The organism is Nonomuraea sp. NPDC049784 (assembly GCF_040659615.1).
In the GTDB taxonomy this organism is placed as follows: Bacteria; Actinomycetota; Actinomycetes; order Streptosporangiales; family Streptosporangiaceae; genus Nonomuraea.
In genome coordinates this window covers 1-2,793 of record NZ_JBFAMX010000951.1, presented here as the reverse complement: position 1 = coordinate 2,793, position 2,793 = coordinate 1, and the positions used below count along the sequence as shown (strand labels likewise).

Genomic DNA, 2,793 nt, shown 5'->3' with positions numbered 1-2,793 from the left:
GCCTGGCGAACACCTTGTGCAGCGTGCCCACCACGTTGGCCACCACCAGGAACCATGCGACCGTGCCCGCCAGCGCGATCACCGACAGCACGAGGGTCTCCCCCGCCGAAGCCTCGGAGCTGACGAACTGCGGCACCAGCGCCACGAAGAACAGCGCCGCCTTGGGGTTGAGCACGTTCGTGAACAGGCCCTCCGCGAACGCCGCCCACGTGCTGCCCCGCCCCGGGCCGGGCAGGTCCAGCCTGAGCTCGCCGCCCCTGCGCAGGGCGGAGCGCAGCGCCCACGAGGTACAGCAGGTAGGCGGCCCCGACCACCTTCACCACGGTGAACGCCATCGCCGAGGCGGCCAGCAGCCCCGCGATGCCGGTGGCGGCGGCCACCACCCACACGAACACGCCGACGGCGATGCCCGTGGCCGCCGCCATGCCGTGCAGGCGCCCGGAGACGGCGGAGCGGCGTACGACGACCGCGAAGTCCGGGCCGGGCGACATCGCCCCGAGCAGTACGATTCCCCCGAAACCCGCAATCTGCACCATAGAGGTCATGCCGTCCACCTTACGAGCACCCGCCCCTCCGGGATCAAGGTGGACCGTTCCCATGTCCAGGTCGGCACGGTGATCATCTCGGCGGGACGGTCGAGGGCGACGGGCGTGTCGAGGAGCGCCGAGTGCCGGGTGAGCGGCAGGCCGCCCTCGGGGATGACGACGGTCTCGAGCGGTGTGCGCAGGGTCGGGCCGTCCGGCTCGTCGAGGTCGCTGCGTACCCAGGTGTCCTCCCCGTCGAAGAACGTGAACGCCAGCGCCCCGCCGGGGGCGGCGCTGGAGTGGCGCAGCGCCCCGGCGGGCAGCCATCCGTGATGCCCGGCCCGGTATGTGATGCCGGAGACGCACAACTCGCCCTCCAGCAGCACGAACTCTTCTCCCGCCAGGTAGTGCCCGCGTTCGGTGCGGGCCCAGCCCGGCGGAAAGCGCACAAGCGAGGCCGAACCCTCCAGCGGGGCCTGCCGCACCGGAAGGTTGGAGCCGGGAATCAGGAAGTCGCGGGCGGCCAGCTCCGCGTCGAGCAGGTCGACCAGCACGTCAGCGCCTGCGCCGCCACTTCTTGAAGATGGAGCGCATGGTCAGCGCAAGCACGATGACCACGATCTGGCCGCCGATGACGATGCGGTTGACGTCGACCGCGGGCCGCCACTGGACGTCGCCGTCCTTGAGCACGAACACGCCCGCGGGCGTGGCGCTGAGGCCGAAGCCGCCGCCGCTGCCGCCGTTCTCGTCGCCCTTCTCGTCCTTGCCCTGCCCCTGCCCTCCGCCGCCTCCGTGGAGGACTCTGGCGACCGGGATGACGACGAGATCGCCCTGCTGGATCGGCTCGCCGAAGACGCGTCTGACGGTCGCGGTGTCCTGCGCCTGCTCGACCACCTTCATGATGTCCATTCCCCCATCGTTACCACGGATCGCCCGCCTGGCCACCTCAGTCGAAGGTGGTGGAGATCTCGTGCCAGCCGCCCGGCGCGATCTTCGCGGCCCGCTCCGGCCCCCAGGAGCCCTTCTCGTACGGCAGCGGCTGATCCGGCAGGTCGAGCACCCGCTGGACGATCCGCCACGACTCCTCCACCAGGTCGAACCTGGCGAAACGCCGCTGGTCGCCGCTGATGGCGTCGGTCAGAATGCGCTCGTAGGCGGCCTCCATCGGCCCGAGCACCTTGGTGAAGTCGACGCTGACCGGCACCGGCCTGGTGTGCTGTTTGCCCGGCTCCTTGGCCAGCAGGTCGAAGGTGACCCCGGCGTCCGGCTGGAGCCGGAACCTGATGAGGTTGGGGCTTGGGGGCGCGTCGCCGCCGCGGAACATCGTCACCGGCGGCCTGCGCAGCTCGGCGACGATCTCCAGGTCGGTGGTCGGCAGCGCCTTGCCCGAGCGGATGCACCACGGCACGCCGGCCCAGCGCCAGTTGTCGACGTAGGCGCGCAGGGCGACGAACGTCTCGGTCGTGGAGCCGGGGCGCACGCCGTCGGTGTCGAGGTAGCCGTCGTACTGGCCGCGTACGACGTCGGACGGGTCGATGGCCTGGACGGCGCGGAGCACCCGCCACTTCTCGTCGAGCTGGGCCCGGGCGTCGGTGGACGGCGGCGGGTCCATGGCGAGGATGGCCAGCAGCTGGAGCAGGTGATTCTGCACCACGTCGCGGACGGTGCCGTTGGCGTCGTAGAAGGCGCCCCGGTCGCGCACGTCGAAGTCCTCGGCCATGGTGATCTGGACGCTTCGGACGTGGCTGCGGTTCCAGATGGGCTCGAGCAGGGTGTTGGCGAACCTGAAGACCATCAGGTCCTCGACCGGCTCCTTGCCCAGGAAGTGGTCGACGCGCCGCAGGTGGTCCTCGTCGAAGTGCTTGAGCAGCTCGTCGTTGAGCCCGCGGGCGGAGTCGAGGTCGTGGCCGAACGGCTTCTCCACGACGAGCCTGGCGTTCTGGTGGAGCCCCACCCCGGCCAGCCCCTCGGCGACCGCGGCGAACAGCGACGGCGGGACCGCGAGGTAGTGGACGAGGAAGCCCTTGCCCGCCACCTCCTCGCGGAGCTTGGCGAACGTCTCGGGGTCGCGGTAGTCGCCCGCGACCAGCCGCAGGTTGCCTGCCAGCTTGTCGAAGGCCGCGTCGCGCACGCCGCCGACGGCCTCGCGGGCGTGCTCGCGCAGCCCGTCGAGGTCCATGTCGGTCTTGGCCACGCCGATGATGGGCACGTCGAGGCGGCTGTCGGCGGTGAGGCGGTAGAGGGCGGGCAGGAGCATCTTGCGCGCGAG

Annotated in this window: 4 protein-coding genes and 1 pseudogene; all 5 read right to left on the bottom strand. The window is 71.2% G+C overall.

The features are described 5' to 3' along the window. Positions 1–175, bottom strand: a 175-nt coding sequence (locus AB0J09_RS61560; protein ID WP_360713343.1) for a LysE family transporter, incomplete at its 3' end; no start/stop codon positions are given. A 139-nt stretch (positions 176–314) separates the two neighbouring features. Beyond that, positions 315–491: pseudogene (locus tag AB0J09_RS61555) on the bottom strand (LysE family transporter); the annotation flags it as partial. A 50-nt stretch (positions 492–541) separates the two neighbouring features. Then, entirely contained in the window at positions 542–1,078 is a 537-nt protein-coding gene (locus tag AB0J09_RS61550) for a hypothetical protein (protein ID WP_360713341.1), read from the bottom strand. A 1-nt stretch (position 1,079) separates the two neighbouring features. Further along, positions 1,080–1,433, bottom strand: coding sequence for a spore germination protein GerW family protein (locus AB0J09_RS61545; RefSeq protein ID WP_360713339.1), 354 nt, complete (start codon positions 1,431–1,433; stop codon positions 1,080–1,082). A gap of 37 nt (positions 1,434–1,470) precedes the next feature. Then, the coding region (gene zwf / locus AB0J09_RS61540) for a glucose-6-phosphate dehydrogenase (RefSeq protein WP_360713337.1) at positions 1,471–2,793 on the bottom strand (1,323 nt) is incomplete at its 5' end.

Coding starts and splice junctions, on each gene's coding strand:
- AB0J09_RS61545 (WP_360713339.1), bottom strand. CDS start 1,433: ATGGACATCATGAAGGTGGTCGAGCAGGCGCAGGACACCGCGACCGTC.